This window comes from Sphingomonas yunnanensis (assembly GCF_019898765.1).
Taxonomy (GTDB): domain Bacteria; phylum Pseudomonadota; class Alphaproteobacteria; order Sphingomonadales; family Sphingomonadaceae; genus Sphingomonas; species Sphingomonas yunnanensis.
Genome location: NZ_JAIOKB010000006.1, coordinates 239,293 through 262,300, shown reverse-complemented (window position 1 = coordinate 262,300; position 23,008 = coordinate 239,293). Strand labels below are relative to the sequence as shown.

24 protein-coding genes and 1 other RNA gene are annotated in these 23,008 nt (G+C 71.2%); 10 read left to right on the top strand and 15 right to left on the bottom strand.

Translation table 11 applies throughout. The annotated features are described in order from the left end of the window. Window positions 1-7: 7 nt before the first annotated feature. Window positions 8-1,807, bottom strand: coding sequence for an IlvD/Edd family dehydratase (locus tag K7957_RS16630; RefSeq protein ID WP_223013377.1), 1,800 nt, complete (start codon window positions 1,805-1,807; stop codon window positions 8-10). A gap of 14 nt (window positions 1,808-1,821) precedes the next feature. Then, a complete protein-coding gene (locus K7957_RS16625; protein WP_246617178.1) occupies window positions 1,822-2,934 on the bottom strand; it encodes an aldose epimerase family protein in 1,113 nt (370 codons plus the stop codon). A 178-nt stretch (window positions 2,935-3,112) separates the two neighbouring features. On the opposite strand from K7957_RS16625, the gene K7957_RS16620 reads away from it, so the two are divergent. Then, the gene (locus K7957_RS16620; protein WP_223013375.1) at window positions 3,113-4,432 is read left to right on the top strand and encodes a sugar MFS transporter; all 1,320 of its coding nucleotides are present in this window, start codon (window positions 3,113-3,115) and stop codon (window positions 4,430-4,432) included. Between the two features lie 125 nt (window positions 4,433-4,557). On the opposite strand, the gene K7957_RS16615 is transcribed toward K7957_RS16620, so the two are convergent. The 3 genes from K7957_RS16615 to K7957_RS16605 form a co-directional block, all read right to left on the bottom strand. Then, window positions 4,558-5,436, bottom strand: coding sequence for an SMP-30/gluconolactonase/LRE family protein (locus tag K7957_RS16615; protein WP_223013374.1), 879 nt, complete (start codon window positions 5,434-5,436; stop codon window positions 4,558-4,560). 166 nt (window positions 5,437-5,602) lie between these two features. Then, complete coding sequence (ligA, locus tag K7957_RS16610) at window positions 5,603-7,744, bottom strand: NAD-dependent DNA ligase LigA (RefSeq protein ID WP_223013373.1); 2,142 nt, start codon at window positions 7,742-7,744, stop codon at window positions 5,603-5,605. Window positions 7,745-8,018: 274 nt separating this feature from the next. Then, window positions 8,019-8,450 carry an RrF2 family transcriptional regulator gene (locus K7957_RS16605; RefSeq protein ID WP_223013372.1) on the bottom strand — a complete coding sequence of 144 codons (432 nt, stop codon included), beginning with the start codon at window positions 8,448-8,450 and terminating at the stop codon, window positions 8,019-8,021. Window positions 8,451-8,495: 45 nt separating this feature from the next. On the opposite strand from K7957_RS16605, the gene ssrA reads away from it, so the two are divergent. Next, window positions 8,496-8,836, top strand: a transfer-messenger RNA (tmRNA) gene (ssrA, locus tag K7957_RS16600). Window positions 8,837-9,193: 357 nt separating this feature from the next. Here ssrA and K7957_RS16595 read toward each other — a convergent pair. From K7957_RS16595 to K7957_RS16575, 5 genes are all read right to left on the bottom strand, one after another. Further along, the gene (locus tag K7957_RS16595; RefSeq protein WP_223013371.1) at window positions 9,194-10,084 is read right to left on the bottom strand and encodes a bestrophin family protein; all 891 of its coding nucleotides are present in this window, start codon (window positions 10,082-10,084) and stop codon (window positions 9,194-9,196) included. Next, window positions 10,081-10,359, bottom strand: a complete 279-nt coding sequence (locus tag K7957_RS16590) for a hypothetical protein (RefSeq protein ID WP_223013370.1) — start codon at window positions 10,357-10,359, stop codon at window positions 10,081-10,083. The genes K7957_RS16595 and K7957_RS16590 overlap by 4 nt, the downstream gene beginning before the upstream one ends. Before the next feature lie 213 nt (window positions 10,360-10,572). Continuing rightward, window positions 10,573-10,737 (bottom strand): hypothetical protein, encoded by a 165-nt coding sequence (locus K7957_RS16585; RefSeq protein ID WP_223013369.1) that lies wholly within the window; start codon window positions 10,735-10,737, stop codon window positions 10,573-10,575. A gap of 191 nt (window positions 10,738-10,928) precedes the next feature. Next, window positions 10,929-11,717: an SDR family oxidoreductase gene (locus K7957_RS16580; protein WP_223013368.1), complete on the bottom strand. Its 789-nt coding sequence runs from the start codon at window positions 11,715-11,717 to the stop codon at window positions 10,929-10,931. A gap of 255 nt (window positions 11,718-11,972) precedes the next feature. Then, window positions 11,973-13,118, bottom strand: coding sequence for an acyl-CoA dehydrogenase family protein (locus K7957_RS16575; RefSeq protein ID WP_223013367.1), 1,146 nt, complete (start codon window positions 13,116-13,118; stop codon window positions 11,973-11,975). 442 nt (window positions 13,119-13,560) lie between these two features. Between K7957_RS16575 and K7957_RS16570 the strand changes: the two genes are divergently transcribed. Continuing rightward, window positions 13,561-14,058, top strand: a complete 498-nt coding sequence (locus K7957_RS16570; protein ID WP_223013366.1) for a CHAP domain-containing protein — start codon at window positions 13,561-13,563, stop codon at window positions 14,056-14,058. 41 nt (window positions 14,059-14,099) lie between these two features. On the opposite strand, the gene msrB is transcribed toward K7957_RS16570, so the two are convergent. Further along, window positions 14,100-14,597 carry a peptide-methionine (R)-S-oxide reductase MsrB gene (msrB, locus tag K7957_RS16565; RefSeq protein WP_223013364.1) on the bottom strand — a complete coding sequence of 166 codons (498 nt, stop codon included), beginning with the start codon at window positions 14,595-14,597 and terminating at the stop codon, window positions 14,100-14,102. 223 nt (window positions 14,598-14,820) lie between these two features. Here msrB and K7957_RS16560 point away from each other — a divergent pair, with 223 nt between their 5' ends. From K7957_RS16560 to K7957_RS20695, 7 genes are all read left to right on the top strand, one after another. Continuing rightward, the gene (locus tag K7957_RS16560) at window positions 14,821-16,083 is read left to right on the top strand and encodes a glutamate-5-semialdehyde dehydrogenase (RefSeq protein WP_425517215.1); all 1,263 of its coding nucleotides are present in this window, start codon (window positions 14,821-14,823) and stop codon (window positions 16,081-16,083) included. Then, the gene (locus K7957_RS16555) at window positions 16,080-16,337 is read left to right on the top strand and encodes a CopG family transcriptional regulator (RefSeq protein ID WP_223013362.1); all 258 of its coding nucleotides are present in this window, start codon (window positions 16,080-16,082) and stop codon (window positions 16,335-16,337) included. The genes K7957_RS16560 and K7957_RS16555 overlap by 4 nt, the downstream gene beginning before the upstream one ends. 40 nt (window positions 16,338-16,377) lie before the next feature. Beyond that, window positions 16,378-16,773 carry a type II toxin-antitoxin system RelE/ParE family toxin gene (locus K7957_RS16550; protein WP_223013361.1) on the top strand — a complete coding sequence of 132 codons (396 nt, stop codon included), beginning with the start codon at window positions 16,378-16,380 and terminating at the stop codon, window positions 16,771-16,773. Next, the gene (locus tag K7957_RS16545) at window positions 16,770-17,408 is read left to right on the top strand and encodes a nicotinate-nucleotide adenylyltransferase (protein ID WP_223013360.1); all 639 of its coding nucleotides are present in this window, start codon (window positions 16,770-16,772) and stop codon (window positions 17,406-17,408) included. The genes K7957_RS16550 and K7957_RS16545 overlap by 4 nt, the downstream gene beginning before the upstream one ends. Window positions 17,409-17,417: 9 nt before the next feature. After that, on the top strand, window positions 17,418-17,807 hold the full coding sequence (gene rsfS / locus K7957_RS16540) for a ribosome silencing factor (protein WP_223013359.1): 390 nt from the start codon (window positions 17,418-17,420) through the stop codon (window positions 17,805-17,807). 198 nt (window positions 17,808-18,005) lie between these two features. After that, a complete protein-coding gene (locus tag K7957_RS16535; protein ID WP_223013358.1) occupies window positions 18,006-18,428 on the top strand; it encodes a 23S rRNA (pseudouridine(1915)-N(3))-methyltransferase RlmH in 423 nt (140 codons plus the stop codon). A gap of 3 nt (window positions 18,429-18,431) precedes the next feature. Beyond that, window positions 18,432-19,415 (top strand): murein hydrolase activator EnvC family protein, encoded by a 984-nt coding sequence (locus K7957_RS20695; RefSeq protein ID WP_223013356.1) that lies wholly within the window; start codon window positions 18,432-18,434, stop codon window positions 19,413-19,415. 129 nt (window positions 19,416-19,544) lie between these two features. Here the strand turns inward: K7957_RS20695 and K7957_RS16525 are convergent, their stop codons facing one another. The 4 genes from K7957_RS16525 to K7957_RS16510 are packed head-to-tail and all read right to left on the bottom strand — an operon-like array spanning window position 19,545 to window position 22,988. Next, on the bottom strand, window positions 19,545-20,486 hold the full coding sequence (locus K7957_RS16525; protein ID WP_223013354.1) for a Gfo/Idh/MocA family protein: 942 nt from the start codon (window positions 20,484-20,486) through the stop codon (window positions 19,545-19,547). After that, the gene (gene araD1 / locus K7957_RS16520) at window positions 20,483-21,478 is read right to left on the bottom strand and encodes an AraD1 family protein (RefSeq protein ID WP_223013352.1); all 996 of its coding nucleotides are present in this window, start codon (window positions 21,476-21,478) and stop codon (window positions 20,483-20,485) included. Before araD1 ends, K7957_RS16525 begins: the two co-directional genes overlap by 4 nt. Next, window positions 21,475-22,113 (bottom strand): 2-dehydro-3-deoxy-6-phosphogalactonate aldolase, encoded by a 639-nt coding sequence (locus tag K7957_RS16515; RefSeq protein ID WP_223013350.1) that lies wholly within the window; start codon window positions 22,111-22,113, stop codon window positions 21,475-21,477. Before K7957_RS16515 ends, araD1 begins: the two co-directional genes overlap by 4 nt. After that, window positions 22,110-22,988: a 2-dehydro-3-deoxygalactonokinase gene (locus K7957_RS16510; protein ID WP_223013348.1), complete on the bottom strand. Its 879-nt coding sequence runs from the start codon at window positions 22,986-22,988 to the stop codon at window positions 22,110-22,112. The genes K7957_RS16515 and K7957_RS16510 overlap by 4 nt, the downstream gene beginning before the upstream one ends. Between the last annotated feature and the right edge of the window lie 20 nt (window positions 22,989-23,008).

Genomic DNA, 23,008 nt, shown 5'->3' with positions numbered 1-23,008 from the left:
CCCCCCGTCAGTGGTTGTCGCGCGGCAGGCCCATGGTCTGGGCGATGCGCTGGTATCTCTCCGCGCCCTCCAGGATCGCGCCGGTGTTCATCTGGCCCACCACCGCGCGCTGGATCTCCTGCCACGGCGTCTGCGAGGCGGGATAGGCATAGCCCCCCGCCGCCTCGAGCGCGCGGCGGCGCTCGGCGAGCTCGGCCTCGTCCACCAGCACGTCGACCCGCGCGGTGTTGAGGTCGACGCGCACGCGGTCGCCCGTTCGCAGCAAGGCCAGCGCCCCCATCGCCGCGGCCTCGGGCGAGGCGTTGAGGATCGAGGGCGACCCGCTCGTCCCCGACTGGCGCCCGTCGCCGATGCACGGCAAGGCATGCACGCCCTCGGTGATCAGATAGGCCGGCGGGCGCATGTTCACCACCTCGGCCGCGCCGGGATAGCCGACCGGCCCGGCGCCGCGCATGAACAGCAAGGTCTCGGGCGTGATCCCGGTGACGGGATCGTCGATCCGCGCGTGATAATCCTCCGGCCCGTCGAACACCACCGCGGGGCCCTCGAAGGCGTTGAGATCGGCCGGGTTGCTGAGATAGCGGTCGCGGAACTCGGGCGAGATCACGCTGGTCTTCATCACCGCCGCGTCGAACAGATTGCCCGTCAGCACCAGGAACCCCGCCGCTTCCTTGAGCGGGCGGTCGTACGGGCGGATCACCGCCTCGTCCTCGATCGCCACGCCGCGGCAATTGTCGCCCATGGTGCGGCCGTTGACCGTCAGCGCGTCCTCCGCGATCAGCCCCTGCCCGATCAGCTGGTTGACCACCGCGGGGACGCCGCCGGCACGGTAATAATCCTCGCCGAGATACTCGCCCGCGGGCTGCAGGTTGACGAGCAGCGGCACGCCGTGCCCCTCGGTCTCCCAGTCCTTGAGCGGCAACTCGACCCCGACGTGGCGCGCCAGCGCCGCCAGGTGGATCGGCGCGTTGGTCGAGCCGCCGATCGCGGAATTGACCTTGATCGCGTTGTGGAACGCGTCCCTGGTCAGGATGTCCGAGGGCTTGAGGTCCTCCGCCACCATCTCGACGATCCGCTTGCCGGTGAGATACGCCACCTCCTGCCGGTCGCGGTAGGGCGCCGGGATCGCCGCCGAGCCCGGCAGCGACATGCCCAGCGCTTCCGCCAGCGAGTTCATCGTCGTCGCGGTGCCCATCGTGTTGCAATAGCCCGTCGACGGCGCCGAGCTCGCGACCAGCCGGATGAACTCGGCGTCGTCGATCTCACCCGCGGCGAGCAGCTGGCGCGCCTTCCACACGATCGTGCCCGAGCCGGTGCGCTCGCCCTTGTGCCAGCCGTTGAGCATCGGCCCCACCGACAGCGCGATCGCGGGGATGTTGACCGTCGCTGCCGCCATCAGCGCGGCGGGCGTCGTCTTGTCGCAGCCGATCGTCAGCACCACGCCGTCGAGCGGATAGCCGTACAGCACCTCGACCAGCCCGAGATACGCCAGGTTGCGGTCGAGCCCCGCGGTCGGGCGCTTGCCCGTCTCCTGGATCGGGTGGACCGGGAACTCGAGCACGATCCCGCCCGCCTCGCGCACGCCCTCGCGCACCCGCTCCGCCAGCACCAGATGGTGGCGGTTGCACGGGGACAGGTCGCTGCCGGTCTGCGCGAGCCCGATGATCGGCCGCCCCGAGCGCAGCTCGTCGAGGCTGAGCCCGAAGTTGAGATAGCGCTCGAGGTACAGCGCGGTCATGTCGATGTTCGCGGGATTGTCGAACCACGCCCGGCTGCGCAGCGCCGGCGGTGTAGTGCTCTGGGTCATCGCTCGCTCCGGGGTCAGCGCGCCGTCGAGACGCGGAAGACCATGATATGATGGTAGGGTTTGCCCGGATCGACTTCTGCCGAGCCGAACGCCGGCTGGTTGGGGGTGTCCGGGAATTTCTGCGGCTCCAGCGCGATGCCGTCGCCCATGCGATAGACGTGCCCCGACTTGCCGATCAGCGAGCCGTCGAGGAAGTTGCCCGAGTAGAATTGCACGCCCGGCTCGGTGGTGAGCACCTCGAGCACGCGCCCGGACACCGGATCCTCCAGCCGCGCGGCGAGCTGCGGGTCCCTGGTGGCGCCCTTGTCGAGCGCGAAATTATGGTCGTAGCCGCGGCCGATCACGATCTGCGGGTCGCGCCCGTCGCGCACGCCCTCGCCGACGATACGGCCCTGGGTGAAGTCGAACACCGTGCCCGCCACCGGCTTGAGCTCGCCCGTCGGGATCAGCGTGGCGTCGACCGGCGTGTAGCGCTTCGCCGGGATCGTCAGCTTCTGCGCGTAGACGCCGCCGGCCGAGCCCTCGCCCGCCATGTCGAACAAGGCGTGGTTGGTGAGGTTGACGATCGTCGGCGCGTCGGTCTTCGCGCCGAGATCGATCGTCAGCGCGCCGGCGTCGTCGAGGCTGTACGTCGCGGTCACCTGGAGCGTGCCGGGATAGCCCTGGTCGCCCGCCGGGCTGGTCATCACCATGGTGACGCTCGCCTTCGCGCCGGACTTCACCTCGGTGATCTTCCAGATCACCTTGTCGAAGCCCTTGGTGCCGCCGTGGAGCGAGTTGGTCTTGTCGTTGAGCGGCAGCTGGTAGCTCTTGCCGTCGATCGCGAACTTCCCGCCGCGGATGCGATTGGCGTAGCGCCCGACGGTCTGGCCCCAGAAATTGGGCCTGGTCACGTAGCTGGCGGCGTCGTCATAGCCGAGCGTGATGTCGGCGACCTTGCCGTCGCGCCCCGGCACGTTGAGCGACTGGAGCGTCGCGCCCAGCGTCATCACGCGCGCGCTGACGCCGTTGCTGCCGCTGAGCACCACCGCCTCGATCGCGGTGCCGTCGGGCAGCCGGCCGAACGCCTCGCGCTTCGCGGTCGCGGCCTCGGCACCCGCCGCCGCCAACAGGCTGCCGGCAGCCATCGTCCACCCGCTCCACGCAGCCAATCTCACCATTGCCGACCTCTCCCGAACGTCCTAGCGCACGCGCCGCAGCACCGCCGGTCCGCGGCGTTTCCGCATTGACCGGGCGACCACCCGGAATATAGTCAGACATATCGAGCACGCGCAACCCAGTTCCGCGCGTCACAGGGAGAGGATGATGGCCGGACCACCGATTTCCAGCGGCGCTGTCGTGTCGGGAGGCGGAGGGGCGAGCGTGGCCTACCGTCCCGCGCTGACGCTGCTGGCCAGCCTCTTCTTCATGTGGGGTTTCATTACCGTTATCAACAACACGCTGCTGCCGCACCTGCGCAGCGTGTTCGACCTCAACTATACCCAGACGACGCTGATCGAGAGCGTTTGGTTCATCGCTTATTTCTTCGCCTCGATCCCGTCGGCAAAGCTGATCGAGCGGATTGGCTACCAGAAGTCGCTCGTCACCGGGCTGATCATCATGGCGCTCGGCGCGGTCGGCATGGTGCTCGCCGCGAGCCTGCCGTCCTACGGCGTGACGCTGGTCATGCTGTTCGTGATCGCCAGCGGCATCACCCTGCTCCAGGTCGCGGCCAACCCCTATGTCGCGGTGATCGGCCCGCCGGAGACCGCCTCGTCGCGGCTCAACCTGGTGCAGGCGCTCAACTCCGCCGGCACGATGCTGGCACCGCTGTTCGGCGCCTATCTCATTCTCGGACGGTCGAAGGGTGGCACCGCGCAGACAGGCACCGTGCTGACCCCGGCGGAGCGGCTGGCCGACGCGCATTCGGTCGTGCTGCCCTATGTGCTCGTCGCGATCGTGCTGGTGGTGCTGGCGGTGGTCATCGCGCGCTTCCCGCTGCCCGCGATGGGCTCGGCGACGAGCCGCCTTGCCAAGGAGGAGCGCAAGCATCACTCGCTGTGGAAGCACCGCAACCTGGTGTTCGGTATTCCCGCGATCTTCATCTACCTCATCGCCGAGATCGGCGTGGCCAACCTGTTCGTGAACTTCGTCAGCCAGCCGACGATCGCCAACGTCACCGCGGAGCAGGCGGGCCGGTATCTCACCTTGCTATGGGGCGGCATGATGGTGGGCCGTTTCGTCGGCTCGGCGATCATGCAGCGGATCCCGGCCGAGACGGTGCTGGCGGCCTTCTCGATCGGCGCCTTCGTCGTGATGCTGATCACCGTCTTCACCACCGGACCCGCGGCGATGTGGTCGCTGATCGCGGTGGGGCTGTTCCACTCGATCATGTTCCCGACGATCTTCACGCTCGGGATCAAGGGCCTGGGGCCGCTCACCGAGGAGGGCTCGGGCTTGCTGATCATGGCGATCGCGGGTGGCGCGCTGGTCGTCGTGCAGGGCAAGCTGGCCGACACGTTCGGGCTCCAGCCGTCATTCCTGCTCACCGCGGCGTGCGAGCTCTACATCCTGTTCTACGCGCTGTGGGGCGCCAAGGCGACCAACGCCTTCCCTGACGCGGCCGCGCAGGAGACCGCCGCCTGAGGATAGCGACCCGCCGCCGATAAGTACCGGACGGCCGACGTTCCCTCAGGGAGCGTCGGCCGTTTGTCCGTGTGATGAGCGACGAGGGCAGGCCCGCCTGCGCCCGCTTCCGCGAGCGCTCCCGCTCAGCCGCCCGCGCGTGCCAGCGGCAGCGGCTGGCCCGGCACCTCGACCGCGAAGCTGAACAGCCCGCCCGCCTCGGGTTGGGCCGCGCGCTCGGCATCGTCGAGCCCTACGCTCGCGGTCGTCACGTAAGCGGTGCGCAGGTCGGGGCCGCCCAGCGCGACCTTGGTGACGTTCGACGCGGGCAGGCGCACCTCGCGCAGGATCGCGCCCGCGGGCGAGTAGAGCCGCGCGCGCCAGCCGCCCCACAGCCCGACCCAGACGTTTCCCGCGGAGTCGACCGTCACGCCGTCGGGGTGGCCGTCGATCGGATCGATCCGCGCGAAGTCGCGCATCGTCCCGGTGGCGCCGTCGGGGCCGAGCTCGACCGCGTGGATCACGCCGCCGACCGTGTCGACGTGGTACAGGGTCCGCGCGTCTGGCGCGATGCCGGGACCGTTGGTGATCGCCACCGCGGGGATGGCGGTCGCCACCGTTGCGCTGCCGTCCCACCGGTGTACGCGTCCGGTCGGGCCACTCTCGCTATCGTCCATCGAGCCGAAATAGATCGAGCCGTCGGGCGCGACAGTGGCGTCGTTGAGGCGGTTGCCGGGCAGCTCGGGCTCGACCTCGGCGAGATGCGCGAAGCTGCCCGCGACCGGATCGAAGCGCGCCAGCCCGGTCTGCAGCCCCGCGATGAGCGCGCCGTCGTCGGCGGGCAGCACCCAGCCGACCTGCGCCGGCGCGTCCCACTGCGCCACCTCTCCGCTCGCGGGATCGTAGCGGTGAACCCGGCGCCGCTTGATGTCGGTGAACCACAGCACGCCCCGGGCGGGATCCCAGGCCGGCCCCTCGCCCAACAGCGCGCCGCCGCGCCACAGCGTCGTCACCTCGTCCGCCATCTTCCGCTCTCCTTCTGCTCTGTCGTCGCAGCGCGCTGACGGCGCGCCGATTAGGTTATGACCTGTCTCAACGCGGTCCCTGCCCTGCGAACTGCTGCACGCGGCGCGACAAAGCCGGCGACCGTCCGCGGAAAACACCACGGTGTTCACCTGCGCACCGCCCGACTCACCCCGCCGCGGCGGCGACGATCGCGATCCAGCCCGCCTCGTCGACGACGCGGATGCCGAGCTCGGCCGCCTTCTTCGCCTTCGATCCCGCACCCGGCCCCGCGACCAGCAGGTCGGTCTTCTTCGACACCGAGCCGGAGACGTGCGCGCCGAGCGACTCCGCCTGCGCCTTGGCCTCGTCGCGGCTGAGCGTCTCCAACGTGCCGGTGAAGACGACGGTCTTGCCCGACACCTCCGACGCGACCGTCTCGACGCGGAAGTCGGGCGGCGACACTTCGGCGAACAGGTCGTCCCACACCGCGCGATTGTGCGGTTCGTGGAAGAAGTCAGCCAAAGCATGGCCCACCGCGGCGCCGATATTCTCCACCCCGATCAGCTCGGCGACCGCCTTGTCGAGCCGCGTGCGCAGCCGGCCCTCGTCCTCCCCCAGCGCGGCCTGGGTGTGCTCGCGCAGGGCGATCAGCTCGTCTGCCAGCGCCGCGATCGCGGGCAAGGTGACATAGTGTTTGAGCAGGTCGCGCGCGGTGACGATCCCGATGTGGCGAATGCCCAGCCCGAACAGCAGCCGCGCCGCGTCGGGCTGGCGCCGCGCCTCGATCGCGGCGAGCAGCGCGTCGACCGATCTGGCCTGCCAACCCTCGCGCCCGACCAGATCCTCGCGCTGCGCGGCGAGGCGGAAGATGTCGGCCGGCTCCGCGATCCAGCCGAGTTCGACGAACTCGACCAGCGTCTTCTCGCCCAACCCGTCGATGTCGAGCGCGCCGCGGCTGACGAAATGCTTGAGCCGCTCGAGCCGCTGCGCCGGGCAGATCAGCCCGCCGGTGCAGCGCACGTCGACCTCGCCCTCCTCGGCGACCGCCTCGCTGCCGCACCGCGGGCAATGGTCCGGGAAGACGTAGGGAGCGCGCTCGGCGTCGCGCGGCAGCACCTCGACGATCTGCGGGATGACGTCGCCGGCGCGCTGCAACAGCACGCGGTCGCCGACGCGGGCGTCGAGCCGCGCGATCTCGTCGCGGTTGTGCAGCGTGGCGTTGGTCACGACCACGCCGCCGACCGTCACCGGGGTGAGCCGCGCGACGGGGGTGAGCTTGCCGGTGCGGCCGACCTGGATGTCGATCGCCTCTAATGTGGTCTCGGCGCGCTCCGCGGGGAATTTATGCGCGATCGCCCAGCGCGGCGCGCGGCCGACGCTGCCGAGCCGCTGCTGATAGTCGAGCCGGTCGACCTTGTAGACCACGCCGTCGATGTCGAACGGCAGATCGGCGCGGCGATGCTCGATCGCGCGATACACCGCCAGCGCGGCAGCGGCGTCGTCGCAGCGCGCGAAGGCGTCGGCGATGGGAAAGCCCCAGGCGCGCAGCGCGGCGACGATCGCCTCCTGCGTCTCACCGGGCACTGCGCTGGCCTCGCCCCAGCCGTGCGCGAGGAAGCGTAACGGGCGCGCCTGAGTCACCGCGGCGTCCTTCTGGCGCAGCGAGCCCGCCGCGGCGTTGCGCGGGTTGGCGAAACGCCGCGCCTCCTTGCCGCTCGCCTCAGCCGCTCTGGCAAGGCGCTGGTTGAGCGCGGCGAAAGCGGCCTTCTCCATATAGACCTCGCCGCGGACCTCGAACACGGTCGGCGCGTCCTCGGGCAGCTCGCGAGGAATGTCGTCGATCGTCAGCACGTTGGCGGTGACGTCCTCGCCGGTGGTGCCGTCGCCGCGGGTCAGCGCCTGGACGAGCCGACGTTCCTCGTAGCGCAGCGAGCAGGACAGGCCGTCGATCTTGGGCTCGGCGGTGAGCGCGACCGGCTCGTCCTCGCCGAGCCGGAGGAACCGCCGCACGCGGCGGACGAACTCCTCTACCTCCTCCTCGGCGAAGGCGTTGTCGAGGCTCATCATCGGCCGCGCGTGCGCGACCTTGGCGAGATGCCCGGCGGGCGCGGCGCCGATCTGGCGACTGGGCGTGTCGGCGCGGATCAGCGCGGGGAAGGTGGCCTCGATCGCAGCGTTGCGGCGCACCAGCGCGTCATAGGCGGCGTCGCTGATCTCGGGGGCGTCGTCGGTATGATAGCGCTCGTTGTGATGCGCGATCTCGCGCGCGAGCCGCTCCAGTTCGGCTGCGGCGTCGGTCTCGGTACTGGGCAGCGGCGCGTCGGTCATGCCGGTTGGGTAAGCGGGGCGCGGCGGTGGGTCTAGTGGGGGGGGGTAGGGGCGCCCTCTGTTTGCCGCGCCGACGCTCTCCCTGTTCGTCATTCCCGCGAACGCGGGAAACCAGACGCGCTGACGCTGCGGCAAGAGGAGAAACGTCAGGGTTTCCGGATCCCCGCCTTCGCGGGGATGACGATCGGGGTGTGAACACCGATGAACGAACGACTAAGCGTGACCGACGGCCAACACCAACACTCATGCCGCGTGCCACGCGCGCGCTCCCGCCTCAGGCGGCGGCGAGCTGGTTCGCGGTGGCGTCGGCCAGGCTGGTGCCGTCGAGGATACGCGCGGTCTCGTCGCGCACGCGCATCATCGCGTGACGGATCGCGCAATCGGCCTCGCTCTTGCAGTCCTTGCACGAGCGATAGGCGGTACGGCTGACGCACGGGACCAGCGCGAGCGGTCCCTCGATCACGCGGATCACCTCGCCCAGCGAGATCAGATGTCCCGGGCGCGAGAGGACATAGCCGCCCATCTTGCCGCGGTGGCTGTGGAGCAGGCCGGCATCGCGCAGGTCGGCGAGGATCAGCTCCAGGAACTTGCGCGGGACGTTGGCCTCGGCGGCGATCCGGGTCATCGGGATCGGCGGCGATCCGGCCGGCGCGCCCGCCAGGAACAGCATGGAGCGAAGGGCATAACGAGACCGCTGGGTAAGCATATCGCGGTATATACAGGGATATTGTGGCGGGCAAATGGCCAACCGGGGCTTTTCCCGCGAACCTCGCCCGCCTATATAGCCATTGTCGGGTTCTACCCGGCTATGGCGATAAATTGCGGCGTACAATAGGCGCAGCGGACCCGGGGGCAGTACCCGGCGGCTCCACCATCGCGGCTGCACGCAGCCGCGCTGACGGGGCCGAACCAGGATCGACGTGTGTTGAAAAGCGCTGTTTTCGCTCGGAATGGGACCACCGCAACGGCCCATTACACAAGTGCCAACGACAACGAAGCACTCGCGATTGCGGCGTAACTGAGGGCCTAACGGCCTGACGTTACACCAAAAAAGCGCGGTTGGACCCCACCGGGCAACAGAAGGGGATTCCAGCGGTACGGGAGGCACCGGGCAACAGAAGCCTCCCACTGAGATCATCGCGGCCGACTGAGCTTCCGTCGATAGCGTGCGGATAGCGGGCGATACTCAAGCCCCCTTTTCGCGCCTCTTCGTCATACCCGCGTCGGCGGGAAGCCAGACACGCTGACGCCGACGATGGAGCCGCGACGTCAGTGCTACTGGTTCCCGCCCCGCGGGGATGATCACGGGTCGAGGGCGCTGGTCGCGCATTGGATCGGCAGATCGGACCGGTGCACGCGCGGCCGACTATCTGGCGAACGCGTCTCGCTTAGCCGAACCATCCACTCGGCCGCACCGTACAGCCAAGACGGTCACCCCGCCTCACCGCCTCACCACAGCACGCTGCGCACCGGTTGAAGCGGCGCGGGCGCGTCGTAGCCGGCAGCCTGGAGCAGGTCGATCTCGATCGTCCGGCACATCGCGGTGAGCGGCACGTCGTGGACCGTGTTGGCGAACGGGTCGACCAGGTCGTCCGCCACCTGCAGCCCGGCCAGGAACATGAACCCCGCCACCGACGAGCCGATCGGCGTCGCCCATTCCAGCGTCTCGACCAGCCCGAACGGCAGCAGCAGGCACATCAGCCTGGCGAAGAAGACGGGAAAGGTGCGGTATTGCGCGGGTAGCGGGGTGTTCTTGAGACGCTCCATGCCGCCCTGCGCGTTGGCGATGTCGACCATCACGCGCTCGATCTGCGTCTGCTGGATCGTGTCGATCAGACCCTCGCGGCGGATGTCGGCGATCATCCGCGTGGTGCCGTCGAGCAGCGCGTTGGCGGGGTTGGTCCGCACCATCGCCTCGGCCGCGGCCTCGGCGCCGAGCAGGCGCTCGATCGCGGGCGCGGGGTCCTGCCGGCGCAACTGGCAGCGCAGCGCGTGGACATAGGCGATCTGGCGCCGCACGATCAGCCGCTTCATCGCCGCGGCGGCGGCGCTGTCGTCGGGCACGAAGCCCAGCACCGCGCGCGCGAGGCTGCGCGACGCGTTGATCATCGCGCCCCACAGCGTCCGCCCCTCCCACCAGCGCTGATACGCCGAGTTGGTGCGGAAGCCCAGGAAGAGGCCCAGCACGGTGCCGAAGAGGGTGATCGGCAGCGCCGGCGCGGCGAAGGGCAGCGCGTAGTAGAAGAGCGTCACCGCCGAGTCCCAGACGAACAGGACGGCGAGCGTCCGCCACGCGGGATAGAGCGTCTGGCGGATCCGCGGTGCGCGACCGACGATCATTCGGCGGGCACGGCCTCGAGCGCGGCCTTTATCTCCTCGGCCGCGTCGCGATCATCGGCGCGCGCGATGACGTCACCCAGCAGCGTGCGCGCGCCGAGCAGGAATACCAGCGCCGACGCCTTGACGAACTCGCCCGACAACGCGGGCGCGAGCTCCTGCTGCATCCGTGCCACCGCGATCGCCAGGAGGAGCGCGAACGCCACCAGCGGCAGCGCCTCCACGTCGCGCCAGCTGAGCGGCTCGTCGTGGTGCGTGTCGACCAGATAATGGATCATGCGTCGATCTCCGAGAGCGGGGACCACCGCTGTCGGTTGCGACGCAGCATCGGGTCAACGCCGATGCGTCGTCGGAAACACTATGTTTTGCCGCGGCTTGCTCTTGTTTCCCGCGCAGCCGCTACGTGTCCGGGACGTTGCTGCGATGCGGCGGATCCATGTCCGCGGGGGTCGCCGCGGCCGGCGCAGCGACACTCGTGGCGGCAAGCCGAGTCAGTCGTCGCCGAGCAGCGACGACTTGCGCGGGATCGTCTCACCCGCGGGCTGGCCCTTGTCGAGCGTGTCGCTGGGGCGACGCGCGTCGCCCTCGCGCTGGTGCTCGGTGGAGAGATTGGGTCGCTCGGTCAGCTCGGTCGGCTTGGTGTCGTCCTTGTCCATGCACCGTCTCCTTGCTCCGTGAGAACGGGCGGGGCAGCGGGCGCGTTCCGGCCGGCGCTTCGAGACGCCACTTCGGCTGTCTCAGCGGCTACCGGCACGAACGGTGGCGCATTTCCGCCGTTCGCGCTGAGAAGAGGCTGAGCTCGTCGAATCCTCGCTCCGACGCGTCGCGCGGTGGGCGGCCCCCAAGCTCACGCGTCGATCCCGCCCCCGAGCGAGGCATTGACCAGTCCGCCGTCGACCGCGATCGTCTCGCCCACGACATAGTCGCCCGCGCGCGAAGCGAGGAAGATCGCGGTGCCCGCCATATCCTCCGCCTCGCCGATGCGCCGCGCGGGGATGCGCGTCGCGACCGCGTCGCCGTGGTCGCGCGCGGCGCGGTTCATCTCGCTCGCGAACGCACCCGGCGCGATCGAGCTGACGTGGATGCCGTCCTCGACCAGCCGCGCCGCCAGCCGGCGGGTAAGATGGATCAGCGCCGCCTTGGACGCCTGATAGCTGTAGGTCTCCCACGGGTTGAGCCGCAGCCCGTCGACCGAGGTGATGTTGATCACCTTGGCGGGCGGGTGCGCCGCCGCGCCGGCTCGGAGCAGCGCGTGCAGCGCCTGGGTCAGGAAGAAGGGCGACTTGACGTTGAGGTCCATCACCTTGTCCCAGCCGCTCTCAGGAAAGTCGGTGAAGGGTACGCCCCACGCCGCGCCCGCGTTGTTGACGAGGATGTCGAGCCGCTGCTCGCGCTCCCCGAACGCCACGGCGAGCGCGCGGCAGCCCTCCACGGTCGACACGTCCATCGGCAGCGGGTGGCAGCGCTCGCCCAGCGCGGCGGCGGTCTCCTCACACGCCTCGGCCTTGCGGCTCGAGACATAGACGGTGGCGCCCTGCGCGACGAAGCCCGCCGCGATCATCCGCCCGATGCCGCGGCTACCCCCCGTGACGAGCGCGACACGGCCGTCGAGCCGGAACAGATGGTCGGTGTTCATATGCCTCTCCTGTGTACGGGGTAGGGTGTCCGTCCCCCTCTGTTCGTCATCTCGAGCGTGCGCTACGCTCGTTCGTCTCGCGGTCTCCTCCAACATCGTCATCCCCGCGAAGACGGGCGTCCAGACGCGCCGACGAGGCGACTCCATCGAGGACCTGCGCGTTTGGATTCCCTCCTTCGCGGGAATGACGGAGAAAGGTTGGCGGGTCGAACGCTCCCGCTACACGCCCATGACCGGCGTTTCGCGGGAAAGGCGCTACCCCCCGCGCTTCAGCGTCTCGCGCGCGATGATCAGCTGCTGGATCTGGCTGGTCCCCTCGTAGATGCGGAACAGGCGCACGTCGCGGTACAGCCGCTCGATCCCGTAATCGGCGATATAGCCAGCGCCGCCGTAGATCTGCACCGCACGGTCGGCGACGCGGCCGACCATCTCGCTGGCGTAATATTTCGCTGCCGCGCTCTCCAGCACCACGTCGGTGCCGGCGTCCTTGGCGGCGGCGGTCTCGAGCACCAGCGCGCGCGCGGCGAGCGCCTCGGTCTTGCTATCGGCGATCATCGCCTGGATCAGTTGGTGCTCGGCGATCGCCTTGCCGAACTGGCGCCGCTCGCTGGCATAAGCGACGCAGTCGGCGATCAGACGCTCGGCGACGCCGACGCATACCGCGGCGATGTGGAGCCGCCCGCGGTCGAGCACGCGCATCGCGATCTTGAACCCTTCCCCCTCCTCGCCGAGCCGGTTGGCGACGGGCACCGCGACCTCATCGAGGTGGAGGTCAGCGACCTTGGCGCCCCTCTGCCCCATCTTCTTCTCGGCCTCGCCGACCGACACGCCCGCCAGCGTGCGCGGAACAAGGAACGCGGAGACGCCGCGGCCGCCGGGCGCGTCGCCGGTGCGCGCCATCACGGTGAAGAGGTCGGCACGGTCCGCATTGGTGATGTAGCGCTTGGTGCCCGAGAGCCGGTAGACGTCGCCGTCCCGCACCGCCCGTGTCGCCACCGCGCCGGAGTCGCTGCCAACACCCGGCTCGGTCAGTGCGAAACTAGTGACGATCTCGCCCGCGGCGATGCGCGGCAGCCACTCGGCCTTCTGCTCGGCCGTCCCGGCGAGCACCAGCCCCTGGCTCCCGATCCCGACGTTGGTGCCGAAGGTGGAGCGGAACGCCGGCGTCGTGCGTCCCATCTCGATCGCGACGCGCGCCTCCTCCCCCATGGTGAGGCCGAGGCCGCCATAATCCTCCGCGATCGAGAGGCCGAACAGCCCCATCTCGCGCATCTCGGCGACGACCGCGTCGGGCACCGCGTCGTCGGCCTCGACCTGCGCCTCAAGCGGGCGGAGCCGCTCGGCGACGTAGCGGCGAACGGTGTCGATCAGCGCGGCGAAGGTGTCGGGATCCAGGGCCATGGTGGAGCAATCGGCTGTTGCGGACCCATCGATCCTAGGCCCGTGTTCCGGGGCAGACAAGCGGCCGGCCAGACCCGATCTTCTAATCTGCGCCCGCCTGCCTGCTGGCACTGCATACTGCCGCAATGAAGATGGCGAGCCGCCGGCGCGCGATGCTGGCCGCGCACGCGTACCGGAGGGCGACCGCGCCGATTCGGCAACGACAATCGAGTGTTTTTAACCGTCGATTCACACTCCGGGACAGCGTCACTGCCCTTTTCCGAGCGCTCGGGTTCGGCTCACCGCCGCGGCACCTCGACTCGTCCGGAATGGTTCCCGCGGCATTTGTTCGGTCAGGATTCGCCGCGTAGCAGAGGCTCATCAGTTTCGAGAGACCGGGGGGTCACCCGTGAATTCCAAGGCTCTGGCAGCGCGATTCGCGCTGGTGATATCATGCGCCCTGATGACAGTGGCGCCCGCGCAGGCACGCTACCTGCAGTGCGTCCCGTTCGCGCGGGAGGTGTCGGGCATCGAGATCCGCGGCAATGCCAACACCTGGTGGGGCCAGGCTGCCGGCCGCTACGAGCGCGGTCACGTGCCGGTGGAAGGCGCCGTGATGGCGTTCAAGGCCACGCACGGCATGCCGATCGGCCACGTGGCGATGGTGAGCCGGGTCGTCAGTGATCGCGAGGTGCTGCTCACCCACGCCAATTGGTCGCGCCGCGGCGGGATCGAGCGCGACGTCCGCGCGGTCGACGTCTCGCCCGCGGGCGACTGGAGCGAAGTGCGCGTCTGGTACGCGGGCAACGGCGACCTCGGCACGAGCAGCTACCCGCTCGCCGGCTTCATCTACCCGGACAAGGCGCCTGCCGCGGAGGCCGAGGCGCCGCTCGCACCGATGACGATCGCGACCACCGCCGCCGCGCCGGTCGCGGGCGCGCTGCCGGTCGACGGGGACTAAGCAGAACAGGCGTCGCCGGCGGGCGACGCGCCGCGCTCGATTCACGCCGCGCGGAAGGTCATCGCCACGCCGTTCATGCAATAGCGCTTGCCCGTCGGCGGCGGCCCGTCGTCGAAGACGTGCCCGAGATGGCCGCCGCAGCGCCGGCAGTGGACCTCGACCCGCGCCATGCCGAGGCTGCGATCGGTCCGCGTCGCCACCGCGTTGGTCAGCGGCGCGTAGAAACTGGGCCAGCCAGTCCCGCTGTCGAACTTGGTCTTCGACGAGAAGAGCGGCAAGGCGCAACCCTTGCACGAGAACGTCCCGGCGCGATGCTCTTCGTTGAGCGGGCTCGTGAAAGGCCGCTCGGTGCCCTCGTGACGCAGAACGTCATAGGCGGCGGGCCCGAGCTGCTGGCGCCACTGCGCGTCGGCCTTGGTCACAGCGAAGCGCTCGGGCGCGGCGTCGGCTTGGCGCCCGCAGCCCACCAGCCCGACGCCGGCAGTGCCGAGCGAGGCGAGCGCGAGGAAGCGGCGGCGGTGGAGCGGCATGTCGGTCATGGCACGGGATATAAGGTCGCGCCGACGCGCCACCAGCGCGGCGGACCTAAAAAACTAGCCTAGATCAGAGCCTCGCGAGGTGGTCATGCCCGCCCTGCCAGCGCTGCGCCTGCCGCGGTCTATATGGCGACCTTGACACAGAGAGCGCCTCGACGCCGCCCCGCAGTACCGGTCCGACGCGCCGGCTGGGCGCGGCGGCGCGCGCATGCTAGGCCAGCGCGTGATGCTCGACCCACAGTCCATCCCGTTCCTGATCAACACGATGACCGCGAAGGCGCGCGCCGCCGCGCAGGCCCTCGCCGCCGCGGAGGACGCGACCAAGGCACGCGCGCTGCACGAGGCCGCGGCCGCGTTGCGCGATCATGGGGCAGCGATCCTCGACGCCAATGCCGAGGACGTCGCGCGCGCGCGCGACAACACGCTCTCGCCCGCACTGATCGACCGCCTCCGCCTCGATCCGGCGCGGCTCGACGCGACCGCCGCAGGGGTCGCCGCCGTCGCGGCGCTCGCCGACCCGGTCGGACAGGTGATCGACAGCACGGTTCGCCCGAACGGTCTGGCGCTCAGCCGCGTCCGCGTCCCGATCGGCGTGATCGGCATCGTCTATGAGAGCCGCCCCAACGTCACCGCCGACGCCGCCGCACTGTGCGTCCGCTCGGGGAACGCGGTGATCCTGCGCGGCGGCTCCGAGGCGGTGGCCAGCAACCGCGCCCTCCACGCCGCCCTGGTCGAGGGGCTGGTCGCGGGCGGCCTTCCCGCCGACGCGGTCCAGCTCGTACCCACCACCGACCGCGCCGCGGTAGGCGCGATGCTCGCCGCCGAGGGCGCGATCGACCTGATCATCCCGCGCGGCGGCAAGAGCCTGGTCGCGCGCGTCCAGGCCGAGGCGCGCGTGCCGGTGCTCGCGCATCTCGACGGCGTCAACCACGTCTTCGTCCACGCCTCGGCCGGCCTCGACATGGCGCGCGCGGTGGTGATCGACGCCAAGCTTCGCCGCACAGGCGTGTGCGGCGCGATGGAGACGCTGCTGATCGACAGTGCCTGGCCGTACGCGACCGCGCTGCTCGCCGCCCTGGCGGACGCCGGCTGCGCGCTGCGCGGCGACGATGGCGCGTGCGCCCTGCTCCCCACGATCGCGCCCGCGGAGGCGAGCGACTGGGACACCGAATATCTCGATGCGATCGCCGCGGTAGCGCTGGTCGACGGGCTCGACGGCGCGCTCGCGCACGTCGCGCGGCACGGCTCGCATCATACCGACGCGATCGTCGCCGGTGACGAGCGCGTGGCCGAGCGCTTCCTCGCCGCGGTCGACTCAGCGATCGTGCTGTGGAACGCCTCGACCCAATTCGCCGACGGCGCGGAGTTCGGGCTCGGCGCGGAGATCGGCATCGCCACCGGGCGGCTGCACGCGCGCGGCCCGGTCGCGCTGGAAGGGCTGACGACTTACAAATGGCTGGGCCGCGGCACCGGCCAGGTGCGCGGTTGAACGCGCGCGCCATCACGGCCGAGCTCGACGACGCGACCGTGGCGCTGGTCGATTCGATCGCTGCGGCGCGCGGCATCACCAGCGCCGCCTTCGCCGCCGCGGCGATCCGCGACGCGGTGGCGCGCGAGGCGGCGGCCGACGCCTTCGTTCAACTCGGCATCGACCAGGTCGAGCGCGGCGAGACCGTCGACCACGACGAGGTGATGCGCGCGTTAGAGGCGATGATCGCGCGGCATCGCGCGCGATGCGGCTAGTCCCGGCCGTGACGACGCCGCGCTCGACGACGTCGGCCGCGTGAGGGACTGGTGGGATGGACCGCCCGCCCGTCGTCGCGCGAGCGCGCTCGCGCCGAGCGCGCTCGCGATCGTCTGGGCCCGCGCGGCGCTCGGTGATCTGGTCGCGATCGACGCCTGGCTCGACGAGCATGTCTCGCCCGCCACGGCGTTGGCGATGGTGACCGCGATCCGGCGGCGCGCCGACTTCCTGCGCGACTTCCCGTACGGCGGCCAGCGCCACCGCCGCGACACGCGCGTGCTGCGCGTGCTGGGAACGCCCTATCTGATCCACTACCGGCTGACGACGCAGCGCTGCGAGGTGCTGCGCGTGTACCATGAGCGCGAGGACTGGCGCGCGGACAGCGCCGGTCGTCGCGCCATGCCGGCCGGCGGCGATCAGGCCGGGCTGACGTGAGCCGCCGCATCGGCCTGCTCGGCGGCTCGTTCAACCCGGCGCACCGCGGCCACCGTCACCTGACGATGGAGGCGATCCGCGCGCTCGAACTGGACGAGATGTGGTGGCTGGTGTCGCCGGGCAACCCGCTCAAGCCGCGTCGCGGCATGGCGCCGCTGGCGGCACGGCTCGCCTCGGCGCGCGCGATGGCGCGGCGCGCGCCGATCCGCGCCACCGACATCGAGGCGCGGATGCGCACGCGCTATACCGCCGACACGCTGTCCAAGCTGGTGCACCGCTACCCGCGCACGCGCTTCGTGTGGGTCATGGGATCGGACAATCTCGCGCAATTCCACGAGTGGCAGCGCTGGCGCGCGATCGCGCGGACGATGCCGATTGCGGTGGTGGCGCGGCCGGGCTATGATGCCAGGGCTCTCGCGGCCCCCGCGATGGGTTGGCTGCGGCGCTTTCGGCGGCCCGCACGCCAGGCAAGGAAGTGGACCGAGTGGAGTGTGCCAGCCCTGGTGCTGCTACGTTTCCGCCCTGACCCGACGTCCGCGACGCAGCTTCGCGCCGCTGATCCTGCCTGGCACGTTCGTCTCGCCGATCCCATATCTACAGCTGACACGCCCGCCGCAGCGCCCGCGGCATCCTGAGGAGCCACCTTGCCCGCCACTGACCCCGCTCACCGCACCGCCGACGCCGATCAGGTCGCGGCGTTGCACCAGCTCGTCCTGCAATCGCTCGACGACGACCAGGCGGTGGACACGATCTCGATCCCGCTCGCGGGCAAGTCGTCGATCGCGGACCATATGGTGATCGCCAGCGGACGCTCGACCCGCCAGGTCGCCTCGATGGCGTCCAAGCTCGCCGAGAAGATCAAGGGCGAGACCGGGCGGTCGGCGCGGATCGAGGGGCTGCCGAGCGCCGACTGGGTGCTGATCGACGCGGGCGACGTGATCGTCCACCTCTTCCGCCCCGAGGTGCGCAGCTTCTACAACCTCGAGCGCATGTGGTCCTTCGGCGACGCGCCGCCTGCGGCCGGGGTGGCATAAAGTCACTTCGCTGACCCCTCCCATTGGGAGGGATCGCTGCCTCACTTCTTCGTGCTCCTGCGAAGGCAGGAGCCCAGAGCCGCGAGCAATATAAGGCGTTGGCCAACCGACTCTCCGACGTCTCGCGCCGGGGAAGGTCAGGCTCCTCCGCGACACTCATCGGATGACGCCGCGGCGCGCAGCCGCTACCCTCGCTCCATGCTGCTCCACATCGTCGCGCGCGGACGGATCGGGCGCTCGCCCGAGGCCGAGCTGGTCGACCGCTACCTCAAGCGTATCGCCTGGCCGACGCGGCTGAGCGAACTGCCCGACCGAGGCGGGCGCGAGCCCGACCGTCCGGCGCAGGGCCGCCGCGTGCTGCTCGACGAGAAGGGCGAGATGCTCGGTTCCGCCGCCTTCGCCGCGACGCTCGGCCGCTGGCGCGACGACGGGGTGCGCGAGGCGCGCTTCCTCATCGGCGCGGCCGACGGCTTCGGCGACGGCGAGCGCGCCGAGGCCGACCTGCTGCTCTCCTTCGGCCGCGCGACCTGGCCGCACCTGCTCGCGCGCGCCATGCTGGCGGAGCAGCTGTTCCGCGCCACCAGCATCCTCGCCAACCACCCCTATCATCGCGAGGGCTGAGCCGTGCGCGCCTCCCGAGCCGGCGCGGCGCTCGCGCTCGCGCTGCTGGCGCCCTCCGCCGCGGCGCTGCCCGACGAGCCGGCGCGGCGCGCGAGCGCGCAGCTCGTCGGCGCCGAGGCGGAGATCGCCGCCGAGCGCGCGCGCGCCGGGGCGATCGCGGCGCGGCTGGCGCGACAGCGTGCCGCGCTCGCCGCCGAGCAGGGGCCGATCGTCCGGCTCGTTGCCGCGGTGGCAGGGGTGGCGCGCCGCCCCCGTGCCGCGCTGCTGGTACACCCCGGCAGTGTCGCCGATCTCGTCCGCGTGGAGGCGGTGCTGCGTGCCGCGACGGCGCGGCTTCGACGCCAGACCGCCGCGCTACGGGGCGCGGTGGCCCGGACGCGCGCGCTCTCGCTGAGCGCGGCAGCGACGGGACGCGCACTGGCGGTCGAGCGCGCCCGGCTGGTCGAGGCGCGCGACCGGCTCGCCGCGCTGAGCGACGACGACGAACGCGCGATCGCGCTGGAGGAGACGGCGCGCGACACCGCCGATCGCATCGCCGCGCTCGGCGGCGCGCAGGCGGTGCTGGGCGATCTCATCGCTCTGCCGGGGCCGCCAGCAGGGTCTGCCCCACCGCGCCCTAAAGCGCCAGCCTATCGCCTGCCCGCGCGGGGGCGCCTGATCACGGGCCTCGGCGAGCTCTCGGACAATGGCGTACGCTCGCGCGGGCTGACGCTGGCGGTGCCGCGCGGTGCGACGGTGGTCGCGCCCGCGGCAGGCCTGGTGCGCTATGTCGGCGCGTTCCGCAGCTACGGCACGATCGTGATCCTGGACCACGGCGCGGGCTGGCAGACGCTGGTCACCGGCATCGCCGAGCCGGCGGTGCGGCGCGGCGCGAGCGTCGGCGCCGGCGACACGCTCGGCCGCGCGCCCGAGCGCGGCGAGGCGCGCGTCACGGTCGAGTTGCGGCGACGCGGCGTTCCCGTCGACGTGGCGCAGCTGGTGGGGTGACGGGCGAGCGAAGGCTTCTTAGCGTTCTCGCGAACGCGGGAGGCCAGGGCTGAGCGGAGTGACGCCCACGACGCCCTCGACCCCGGCTACCACGTGCGAGGGGAGAGCGAGAGCACGTCACGGCGCCGCTCACTCGACGAACGGCTCGACCGCGATGTGCCGCCCGCGCAGGAACGCGTCCGCCACGAGCCGCAGCGGCGCGACATCCACGTCGGACTCGCCGGCGCGGACGATCTCGGCGAAGCGCCGATATAGCCCCGGATACTCGCCGTGCAGGTCGGCGTCGTGCGCCAGCGCCTCGGCGCCGTCGATCGTCAGCACCGAGCCGCCTTTCGCGAGCAGCAGCGTGCCTGCGTCGGTCACCACCTCGATGTCCCAGTGCTGCGGACCTTCCTGGCGGAAGTCGAGGTCCATCACGACTTCGCTGCCCGCGGTGTCGCGGAAGGCGACCCGGGCCGCGATCGGCGCGGCGCGGTTCGACGGCACGTCCAGCTCGGCAGTCTCGACGAAGAAGGGGCGCGGCAGGATCCGCGTCGCGATCGACAGCGCGTTGATGCCGGGATCGAACACGCCGAAGCCGCCGGGCTCCCAGATCCACTCCTGCCCGGGATGCCAGACGCGCACGTCCTCGCGCCAGGTGATCGTCGCGCGCCTGACTTCGCGGCCGGCGAGCCAGGCGCGCGCGGGCTCGACCCCGTCGGCGTAACGCGAGTGCCAGCTGGCGAACAGGCTCACGCCGCGCGCGGTCGCCGCCGCCTGCAGCGCGGTGACCTCGGCGAGCGTCGCCCCGGGCGGCTTCTCGAGGAAGACGTGCCAACCCTGCTCGATCGCGAACTGCGCGATGGCGCGGCGCACCTGCGGCGGGGTGCAGAGTGCGACCGCGTCGACCGCCACGCCGCCGGCGGCGAGCGCCTCGACGTTGGGGAAGAAGGGCAGGCCGTTGACCGGCTCGCCGTGGCGGCTGACCGTCGCGACCAGCTCGATGTCGCTGTTGCCCGCGATCGCGGGCAGGTGCTGGTCGTGCGCGATCTTGCCCATGCCGACCAGCGCGAGGCGGATCGGGGCGCTCACAGCGCGCGCACCTGCACCGTCGCGCCGGGCGCGTCGGTCAGCGGGTTGCGCAGCGGCAGCGCGAACGGCGCGGCGCTGATCTCGAACACGTCGCCTGGCTGGGTCTTCACTCCGTCCGCCACCGACAAGGTCGCCGTACCGAAGAAATGGACGTGCACGTCGCCCGGGCGGCGGAAGCCGGCGTACTTGAAATGGTGGTGCTCCAGGTTGGCGAGGTGGTGCGACATATTGTCCTCGCCGGTGAGGAACGGCTTCTCCCACAAGGTCGCGCCGTCGCGGAGGATGCGGCTGGTACCGCGGATGTCCGCCGGGGGCGTGCCGAGCAACAGCTCCGGGCCGAGCGCGGCCTGACGCAGCTTGGAATGCGCCAGCCACAGGTAATTGTGCCTCTCGGTGACGTGGTCGCTGAACTCGTTGGCGAGCGCGACGCCGAGACGATAGGGCGTGCCGTCGTCGCCGATCAGGTAGATGCCGGCGAGCTCGGGCTCCTCGCCGCCGTCCTGCGCGAAGGCGGGCGAGGCGAGCGGCGCCTCGGGGGCCACCAGCGACTGGCCGTCACCCTTGTAGAACCACTCGGGCTGCTGGCCGACCGCGCCCGCCGCGGGCTTGCCGCCCTCGACACCCTCGAGGAACATCCGCATCGAGTCGGTCTGGTGCGCGGCGTCGGTCGCGGCCTTGTGCATCTTGTCGCGCCCCTCGGCCGAGCCGAGATGGGTCAGTCCGGTGCCCGCGAGCAGCAGCCGCGCGCTATCCTCATGGTCGATCGCGGGCAGAAGTCGCTTGGCGTCGAGCTCGGCGGCGAGGTCGACCGTCTCGTCGGTCCTTCGCGCCGCCGCGGCCTCCGCGAGCGTGGTGCCGCGCGCGATCGCTTCCAACGCGAGCGCGCGCGTGGTGTCGACGCCGTCGAGGAACCAGGCGCTGCCGCCCTCGGCGAGGATGACGCGGCGACGACCGTCGTCGACGCGATGCTGAAGCAGGCGGGTGAAGCTCATGCGAGGTCCTTGAGCGCGGTGAGATACTGGCGGGCGTCCTCCCCGACCGCCGCGGCCGACTTGCCGGGGCGGTAGAGGTTGGAGCCGAGCCCGAAGCCGTCGGCGCCCGCGGCGCGCCACTCGGCCATGTTGTGCGGGGTGATGCCGCCGACCGCGAGCATCCGCGTCGCCTTGGGCAGCACCGCGCGCTGCGCCTTGAGGTAAGCGGGGGTGGTGCCGTCGGCCGGGAAGAGCTTGAGCGCGGTGGCGCCGGCGGCGAGCGCGGCGAAGCCCTCGCTCGCGGTGAAATAGCCCGGCAGCGACGCGAGCCCGGCGGCGACGCTGGCGCGGATCACCTCGGGCTCGGTGTTGGGCGAGACGATCAGCGTGCCGCCCGCGTCCCGCACGCGCGCGACATCGTCGGTGGTGAGTACGGTGCCCGCCCCGACCATCGCGCGCCCGGCGAGCCGCTCGGCCAGCAGGCGGATGCTCTCGATCGGCTCGGGCGAGTTGAGCGGCACCTCCAGCAGCGTGAACCCCGCCTCGACCAGCGCGTCACCCACCGCGGGCGCCTCGGCGGGGGTGAGGCCGCGCAGGATCGCCACCAGGGGCGCCTCTCGGAAGGCGGCGTCGAACGCCGCGAGGATATCGGTCATCGGGTCATCTCCCACAGCCGGTGGATCCCGGCGGCGAAGGCGCGCTCGCTGTCGAGCGCCAGAGCAGTGCCGCCGCACGAATCGATCGCGGCGGCGTAGAGCGAGGCGAGGTCGCCGCTGGCGAGCAGCTGGACCGGGCGGCCCTTGAGGTCGGTCCGCGCGCCGACGTCGGCGCCGATCAGCACGCCGCTGGCGAAGCTGGCCGCGTCGACCGCGGCGAGCCGGTCGAGCAGCACGCGCGCGCGCACCTCGAACAAGGCGACGGTGAGGTCGCGCGCGCCCGCACCGCGCGCGACACCGGCACGGAAGGCGGCGCCGTCGGCGACCGGCCCGTCGAGCATCACGCTGAGGATGCCGTGGCCGCGCAGCAGCGCGAACAGCTCACCCGTCAGCGCGGTGGCGACGTCGGTGATCCGCCCCGCCTTGGTCGCGATCCACTTGTTGTGCGTGCCCGGCTGGCAGAACAGCGCGTCGGCGGGGGCGAGCCCGGCGGCGAGCGCGCCGAGCACCTGCACCTCCTCGCCGCGCATAACGTCGGCGCGCTCGCCGGTGCGCAGCGCGACGCCGGGCAGCAGCAGCGCGTCCTGATCAGGCAGGCGCATTGCCCCCGCCGCGAGCGCGGCGAGGTCGGCGGGGGCGTCGACATAGGGCACCTCGCGCCAGCCGCGATTCGACCCGACCATGCCCGCGGCGATCACCGGCAGCTCGCCCAACCGCGCGCGGATCGCGGACAATTCGGCGGGATAGGCGTCGACGGTCAGCGCGAGCACGCCGCGCGAGTCGCGCACGCACGCCCCGAACGTCCCGTCCGCCGCGACGCGCCAGGCGCGGCGGTTGGTCGTGCCCCAGTCAATGGCGATATAGTCGCCCGCCACGCATCCCTCCCTATCTATTT

Bases quoted from the DNA above. Each gene is read 5' to 3' on its own strand.
- K7957_RS16595 (WP_223013371.1), bottom strand. From the start codon at position 10,084: ATGATCGTCGGTCGCGCACCGCGGATCCGCCAGACGCTCTATCCCGCG.
- K7957_RS16620 (WP_223013375.1), top strand. From the start codon at position 3,113: ATGGCCGGACCACCGATTTCCAGCGGCGCTGTCGTGTCGGGAGGCGGA.
- K7957_RS16625 (WP_246617178.1), bottom strand. From the start codon at position 2,934: ATGGCTGCCGGCAGCCTGTTGGCGGCGGCGGGTGCCGAGGCCGCGACC.
- K7957_RS16580 (WP_223013368.1), bottom strand. From the start codon at position 11,717: ATGAACACCGACCATCTGTTCCGGCTCGACGGCCGTGTCGCGCTCGTC.
- ligA (WP_223013373.1), bottom strand. From the start codon at position 7,744: ATGACCGACGCGCCGCTGCCCAGTACCGAGACCGACGCCGCAGCCGAA.
- msrB (WP_223013364.1), bottom strand. From the start codon at position 14,597: ATGACCGACATGCCGCTCCACCGCCGCCGCTTCCTCGCGCTCGCCTCG.
- K7957_RS16585 (WP_223013369.1), bottom strand. From the start codon at position 10,737: ATGGACAAGGACGACACCAAGCCGACCGAGCTGACCGAGCGACCCAAT.
- K7957_RS16570 (WP_223013366.1), top strand. From the start codon at position 13,561: ATGACAGTGGCGCCCGCGCAGGCACGCTACCTGCAGTGCGTCCCGTTC.
- K7957_RS16630 (WP_223013377.1), bottom strand. From the start codon at position 1,807: ATGACCCAGAGCACTACACCGCCGGCGCTGCGCAGCCGGGCGTGGTTC.
- araD1 (WP_223013352.1), bottom strand. From the start codon at position 21,478: ATGAGCTTCACCCGCCTGCTTCAGCATCGCGTCGACGACGGTCGTCGC.
- K7957_RS16590 (WP_223013370.1), bottom strand. From the start codon at position 10,359: ATGATCCATTATCTGGTCGACACGCACCACGACGAGCCGCTCAGCTGG.
- K7957_RS16575 (WP_223013367.1), bottom strand. From the start codon at position 13,118: ATGGCCCTGGATCCCGACACCTTCGCCGCGCTGATCGACACCGTTCGC.
- K7957_RS16535 (WP_223013358.1), top strand. From the start codon at position 18,006: ATGCTGCTCCACATCGTCGCGCGCGGACGGATCGGGCGCTCGCCCGAG.
- K7957_RS16615 (WP_223013374.1), bottom strand. From the start codon at position 5,436: ATGGCGGACGAGGTGACGACGCTGTGGCGCGGCGGCGCGCTGTTGGGC.
- K7957_RS16605 (WP_223013372.1), bottom strand. From the start codon at position 8,450: ATGCTTACCCAGCGGTCTCGTTATGCCCTTCGCTCCATGCTGTTCCTG.
- K7957_RS16560 (WP_425517215.1), top strand. From the start codon at position 14,821: ATGCTCGACCCACAGTCCATCCCGTTCCTGATCAACACGATGACCGCG.
- K7957_RS16515 (WP_223013350.1), bottom strand. From the start codon at position 22,113: ATGACCGATATCCTCGCGGCGTTCGACGCCGCCTTCCGAGAGGCGCCC.